The sequence below is a fragment of the Collinsella sp. AM24-1 genome, from assembly GCF_003470325.1.
Lineage (GTDB): Bacteria > Actinomycetota > Coriobacteriia > Coriobacteriales > Coriobacteriaceae > Collinsella.
Window position 1 is genome coordinate 22,140 of record NZ_QRHM01000026.1, and the last position, 6,275, is coordinate 28,414.

General features: G+C 61.4%; 6 protein-coding genes. All 6 read right to left on the reverse strand.

Features of this window, described 5'->3' with window-relative positions; genetic code table 11:
* Positions 1-113: 113 nt before the first annotated feature.
* On the reverse strand, positions 114-920 hold the full coding sequence (locus DW661_RS08805) for a YebC/PmpR family DNA-binding transcriptional regulator (RefSeq protein WP_006234926.1): 807 nt from the start codon (positions 918-920) through the stop codon (positions 114-116).
* A gap of 165 nt (positions 921-1,085) precedes the next feature.
* Positions 1,086-3,269 (reverse strand): DUF6020 family protein, encoded by a 2,184-nt coding sequence (locus tag DW661_RS08810; RefSeq protein ID WP_233547486.1) that lies wholly within the window; start codon positions 3,267-3,269, stop codon positions 1,086-1,088.
* A 76-nt stretch (positions 3,270-3,345) separates the two neighbouring features.
* The gene (gene lgt, locus DW661_RS08815; RefSeq protein WP_118935371.1) at positions 3,346-4,167 is read right to left on the reverse strand and encodes a prolipoprotein diacylglyceryl transferase; all 822 of its coding nucleotides are present in this window, start codon (positions 4,165-4,167) and stop codon (positions 3,346-3,348) included.
* A gap of 108 nt (positions 4,168-4,275) precedes the next feature.
* Positions 4,276-4,554, reverse strand: a complete 279-nt coding sequence (locus DW661_RS08820) for a NifU family protein (RefSeq protein WP_035137589.1) — start codon at positions 4,552-4,554, stop codon at positions 4,276-4,278.
* Positions 4,555-4,724: 170 nt separating this feature from the next.
* Positions 4,725-5,249: a dCMP deaminase family protein gene (locus tag DW661_RS08825; RefSeq protein ID WP_117584124.1), complete on the reverse strand. Its 525-nt coding sequence runs from the start codon at positions 5,247-5,249 to the stop codon at positions 4,725-4,727.
* Positions 5,250-5,331: 82 nt separating this feature from the next.
* The gene (locus tag DW661_RS08830; RefSeq protein ID WP_117635703.1) at positions 5,332-6,183 is read right to left on the reverse strand and encodes a type III pantothenate kinase; all 852 of its coding nucleotides are present in this window, start codon (positions 6,181-6,183) and stop codon (positions 5,332-5,334) included.
* Positions 6,184-6,275: the final 92 nt, after the last annotated feature.

Genomic DNA, 6,275 nt, shown 5'->3' on the forward strand with positions numbered 1-6,275 from the left:
ATAAAAGAGCCGGGTCCGGTGCTCTACGCACGCGGATCCGGCTCATCTATTCCACGAGGCTTGCATGCTCGCTTCATTATGCCCAGATATGCACGGCTTAACCCGTGCGGGCGCTACTCCTCCTCGAGGGCAGCGATGACCTCGTCGGTCATGTCCATGGTGCTGTAAACATCCTGGACGTCGTCGAGCTCCTCAAGACGGTCGATGAGGCGCTGAACCTTCTTGGCGTCGGCGCCGGAGACCTCGGTCGGGGTGGTCGGGACCATGGTGGTCTCGGAGCCCTTGACCTGGACGCCCTGCTCCTCGAGCGCCTTGGAGACAGCCATGACCTCGTTGGCAGTGGTCCAGACGATCCACTCCTCGCCGGCGTCCTCGTAGTCTTCGCCACCGGCCTCGGCGATGGCCATCATGAACTCATCCTCGTCACCGGCAGCACCGTTGGCGATCATGGTCTCCTTCTTGGCGTTCTCGTCCAGGATCTCCTTGGCGACGACGATCTGGCCCTTGCGCTCAAACTGGAAGGCGACGGAGCCGGAGGTGCCCAGGTTGCCACCAGCGTGAGAGAAGGCGGAACGGACATCAGCGGCAGTACGGTTGCGGTTGTCGGTCAGGCAGTCGACGTAGACGGCGACACCGGCGGGACCGTAGCCCTCGTACACGATGTTCTCGTAGACGGCGGCGTCGGCACCCGAACCAAAAGCCTTGTCGATAGCGGACTTGATCTTGTCCTTAGGCATGGACTGAGCCTTGGCCTTGGCAACGGCAGCGGCGAGGCTGGCGTTGTTCTCGGGCAGCGGGTCACCGCCGAGACGGGCAGCAACGGTGATGTTGCGGCTGAGCTTGGAGAAGAGGGCGGAACGCTTGGCGTCCTGCGCGCCCTTACGATGCTTGGTTGTGGCCCACTTAGAGTGTCCGGACATACGTGTCTCCTATCGGTTTCGACCTAAAGCCCAGCGCAGATGCTCGGGCAATATAAACAAACGTCGTTATGATATACCTACTGGCCTGCGAGATAAACCCCAAAATGAAGGCGTCGTGATGATGCCACCCTTTGGTGCAAAGCAACCTGTCCCCTTTGCACCAAATTAGGACCAGAGGAGGTCGCTGCGGGTGATGGTGGCGCCGATGGCAAAGGGCATGCAGGCGATGACCGGATACAGGTAGCGCATGTAGGTCGAGCCGTTGCACGGACCAATCAGGCACACGGCGAGCACGCCCAACAGCGGCACCCAGATCGCCAGCGCACGCCATGAATGACGACGCAGCAGGTAGACCACCACGGCAATCATGATCCACACATAGGTGGCCGAGCTCATGGTGAGCGAAATAAACGGGATGCGCTGCACCGCCACACGGTACAGATTGATCAGGTGGTCGCACCAGCGCACCACGTTGCTGTCAACCGGATGGAAATCGAAGTACTTGAGGTTGTCGGGACGCGCCATGATCTCGGCACTACGCGCCGTGCTGTAGACCCAGGCATCGCGCGCGCTCGGATAAAAGTAGCCGTAATAGTTATTGATGAGCGCCGAGATATAGCACTCGGGATCCTTTTTGAACATCTGCGCCCAGACCTCAAAATAGGCCTTGATGTCCTCCTGCGAGGCGTACTCGTTAAAGCAGTTCTTGACGGCATCCGACTTATCCGGGTTGTAACGGCGGCCCAGATTCTCGTACTTGAGCACCCGGTCGATCACGGCGCGCTCCTCATCGGTCACCAAGCCGTCGCAAGGAGCCTCCACGATGGCGCCGTCCTCCTTTACCGTGGGGTTGACGCCCGAGTTGAGGCCGTCGTGCTTTTGGACGAAACGAGCCGTCTGTTGGAACGGAATCGAGAGGATTTCGCGCTTGGAACCAGGCGTGATGTCGTGCGCCGGCATAAAGACCTTGGTGAAGTACATATTAGAGGCAAGGCAGAGTGCGAGCACCGCGAGGACGCCAACCCAGCGGAAGCGCGGCGTGGCGCATGAGACCGCGGTGCCCGTCTGCTTAGCCGCACGACGGGCGACATGTACATCCCATGCGCAAAACGCCGCCGCAATCACGCAGGCCGCCAACGGAAAGACCAGACCGCCATTGCGCAAAAACGTGGAACCCATGGCAGCCAGCGCAAGCAACAGCCAGTCGTGGCGCGCAAAGAGCACGGGCCTCTGTTCGCCCGCACGCTCGGCATTGGCATCACGACGGGGCAAGCCACATGCCACGAGCTTGACGGTCTGTACCAGCAGCACCAAAAACGCGTCGGCAAAGAGCACGTCTTTGGTGAGCAACGCCGCGTAGTTAGAGAACATCGGCATAAACGCAAAGAACAGCAGGATCGCACCGCGAACCGGCAGGCTCACGCCCAGTTTGCGCAGCGACGAAATGGAATAGGCCATGCAGGCAGCCGTGATGACAAATTGAGCGCAGGTATAGATGATGAGGCCCGCGTTAGCGCTGTTGAACAGCGAAAGCCCCAGTTGAACGCACGAGCCGATAATGGCCGTGTGCACTACGGGATGATGCCCGTTGAGCAGCACGTTGGGGTTGAGTAGGCGCAGGTAGTCGCTCGTGCCGTTGGGATAGTTGAACCACTGGCGAATCTGCGCACCCGTATCTCCCATAAAAAGGCCGGGCAGCGAAGCGATGAGCGTGGGCGCCCAGGCGATCATAAGCACCAGGAAGGGCCCGGCAAAGGGATGGACCGAGAGCACGGCGTGAGCCACACGCCATATGCGGCCAAAGTGCGCCTCGGAAAACGGGATGCGTCGGGAGCTCAGCCAATCCAGACACTCAAAAGCCAGATAGAAGGCCACGATCGCTAGGAGCATCCAGCCCGCGCCGCCAATCCAGGCGCAGATGATGCGGGCCTTGTCGCCAAGAACAATCTCGGCCGAGTCGGTGAGGTCGTAGCTGCGGCCGAACACCATGCAGATGGCGAAAAACAGCGACGGCAGAATGATCGATGGACGCCAGGTGTCGCCACGGCCAAAGAACACGTAGCGAAACGGCAGCGTGAGCAGGCAGGCAAGCGCAAGCAGCATGACCGCGTCGGTATGGCCGGCAAACGAGAGGAGCACCTCGTAGCACACGTACAGCATGCCCGAGGCTTTGGGGTCAATCGCCAAGACTGCGTTGCTCGACACCGGGGCGGGATCGATGGAAAACGCCGTGGTCGCCAACAGCGCGAGCAGAAATGCGATGAGCGTCTGCTTGGCGGGGTAGCGCTTAAACCAGACGATGCGGGCCGCGTCGCGCGCAGCCGTTGTGGAGAGATCGGAATCCTTCACAGTCCGAAAGCCTTTCTAGAAACCTATCAAACTCAGCAAAACCACCACAAAGGTGCCTGTGTCCCCTTTGTGGTGGTTAGGCGTCGAGGTAGATGCGCTGGGGACGGTTGCGGTGTCGGGCGAAGATGATGAGCGCCAGGCCGGCAATCACGAGCGGCAAACTCAGCAGCTGGCCCATGGTGATAACGCCTCCCAGCAGATAGCCCAGCTGGGCATCGGGCACGCGCACGAACTCAACGAGAAAGCGGACGACGCCGTACCCCATCACGAACACGCCCATAAACGTACCCTGGGGCAGCAGTGGCTTTTTGCGGCTGAGCACCTGCAAAAAACAGAAGAGCACGACGCCCTCAAGAAACGCCTCATAGAGCTGGGAGGGATGGCGCGGCATATCGCCCGCAGTGCCGCCAAAGACCACACCCCAAGGCAGATCGGTCGGCTTACCCCACAGCTCGCCGTTGACGAAATTGGCACAACGGCCCAGGCACAGGGCCAGCGGGGCGCCGATCACGGCAAGGTCGGCGATGGTCCAGGCGTCAAGCTTATACATGCGGCACACGATGATACCGCCCAAGATGCCGCCCACCAGGCCGCCGTGGAAGCTCATGCCGCCCTCGTTGGTGGCAAAGATCTCGAGCGGGTGGGTCCAATAGTAGCCATCGCCGTAAAAGACGACGTAAAACAGGCGCGCGCCGATGATGAGGCCAAAGACCGCGCCGACCACGACGCTCGTCAGGTCATCGATCGTAATGCTAAAGCCCCAACGACGCTGCGTGCGGTACATAACGACCGCCGTGAGCAGGGCGCCGACCACGTAGGCCAGGCCGTACCAGTAGATAGTGATGGGGCCCGCCGAGATCGCGACGGGATCAAGCATATGGTAGAGGTCGTTGAGCATATCGATCCCCTGCTCCCTACATACAAATGCGGCCGCGGGCCTTACGCTCGCAGCCGCACATTTGGACGTAACGTCTATGCGGAGCGTACCGTCCGCAGCTTTCGCGTCTTAGAACGGCGCGTACTCGTCGTACAGGTCCTCGGCCTCGCCGGAAGCATTGACCTGCTCAACGCGGGTAACGCCGGGCACATGCTCCTTCAGGATGCGCTCGATACCCATGGAAAGGGTTAGCGAGCTCATGGGGCAGCCGGCGCAGGCGCCCTGCAGCTCCAGCTTGACAACACCCTCGTCGTCGACGCCCACATACTCCATATCGCCGCCATCGGCCTGCAGGTTGGGGCGAATCTCTTCAAGAACCTTCTTAAGCAGCTCTTCGTTAACAGCCACAGGGGCTCCTTTCTCACAATAACGCGGGCACGCCCGCGGACAGGGGCTATGTTACTACAGCCATGTACCCGCTTAGGCGCCAGCCATGCGTGCGGACACGACTTTCACGAGCAGTCAATTTGGGACGGGGCTCTTTTGGCTGTTTTGCCGCCAGCTGGCGTTGGCACGCGCTACTGCCGAGCCTGTCCCCCGGTACCAATCTGGACATCGACGATGACCTGGCGGTAGCTGATGCCGCAGGAGTCGAGAATGCGGCGGCTGATACGGCCGTCATCGGTGTCGGCATACTTATTGTCCAGGTAGACGACCTCGCCCACGCCCACCTGCGCCAGGATCTTGGCGCAGTCATGGCACGGGAACAGCGTGACGTAAACCGTGGAACCCTCGAGGTCCTTGAGCGAGCCACGGTAGTTGAGCACGGCGTTGGCCTCGGCATGGACCACGTAGTTGTGCTTGTCCTGCAGCGGGTCATCGCTCGTACCCCACGGGAAAAAGTCGTCGTTGAGCGCCGAGGGCGTGCCGTTGTAACCCACCGAAAGGATGCGGTGGTTGGTGCTGGCGATGCACGCTCCCACCTGCGTGTTGGGGTCCTTGCTGCGGCGCTGCGCGGCGATGGCCACGCTCATAAAGAACTCGTCCCAGCTAATAACGTCGCGGCGCTTGCCCGACGCGGTTTGATGAAGATCGTCCGACATGGCAGACACCTCCGCAATCGCAATAGTTTGGCCCATTGTAGCAGGTGAAAGGTAGGGGCGCTTATCCCACCAGCCCCTCGCCCTACGCGCGGCGGGGCTTTTGGTTGATGCGGTAGAGCTCGGCGAGACCCCGCAACGTCAGCGCGTCGTCTACCGTCAGGCTATGGCCGACCAGCGCCGCAAGTGCCTCGGCATCGTCGCCGGTAATGACGATGGGCACATCGCCCTCCCCCGCGGCCTTGGTCGCGCGCATCTCGGCAAGCACCATGTCGAGCATTCCGTCGATGCGGGCTACCTCGCCCAAAACCACACCCGAGCGCATGGCCTCACGCGTGTTGCGTCCGATGACGTGCGTTGGCGCCGAGGGCTCAACCTGGGGTAGGCGCGCTGCTGCCGCCGAAAGCGAACGGGCGCCGAGGGCCAGGCCTGGCGCGATAACGCCGCCCACAAAGGTACCGTGCACGTCGATGACCTCGATATTGGTCGTCGTGCCCAGGTCAATCACGATGCACGGCGAGCCGTAGACGGCGCGGGCCGCCACGGCATCGGCGATGCGGTCGGGGCCGATCTCGGCCGGATCGTCGTAGTGCACGGGTATGCCGGTCTTAAGTCCCGGCCCCACGGTGAGCACGCGCCCCGTGCAGGTGCGGGAAAGTGCCGCCTTCCACGGGCGCTCGAGCGCCGGGACTACACAGCTCAGCACGGCCGCGGCGGGTGCAAGCACCCCGGGCACACCTGCATCGGCGGCGAGCGCGCCCATGACCTGCACAAGTCGCATGCGCGCTTCGTCGGCCGTAATGCTCGACGGCGTCGTGATCTCGCATGTCGCAAGCGGACATTCCTGCGCCGCGGCCGAATCCTCTGCAAACAGGCCAAAGCGAATGAACGTGTTGCCCACGTCGACCGTCAATATATATGCGCACCCATTAAGCATCGTCGGCGCTCCTTTCGTCTGCCCAGCAGTATATCCCGATGATTATTCTGGGACGGGGATTTAAAAATCATTGCGTACCTGATGATTTTTAA

What these genes read in the sequence shown, in the direction of transcription:
- DW661_RS08805 (WP_006234926.1), bottom strand. Translation starts at nt 920, where the DNA reads ATGTCCGGACACTCTAAGTGGGCCACAACCAAGCATCGTAAGGGCGCG.
- lgt (WP_118935371.1), bottom strand. Translation starts at nt 4,167, where the DNA reads ATGCTCAACGACCTCTACCATATGCTTGATCCCGTCGCGATCTCGGCG.
- DW661_RS08825 (WP_117584124.1), bottom strand. Translation starts at nt 5,249, where the DNA reads ATGTCGGACGATCTTCATCAAACCGCGTCGGGCAAGCGCCGCGACGTT.
- DW661_RS08830 (WP_117635703.1), bottom strand. Translation starts at nt 6,183, where the DNA reads ATGCTTAATGGGTGCGCATATATATTGACGGTCGACGTGGGCAACACG.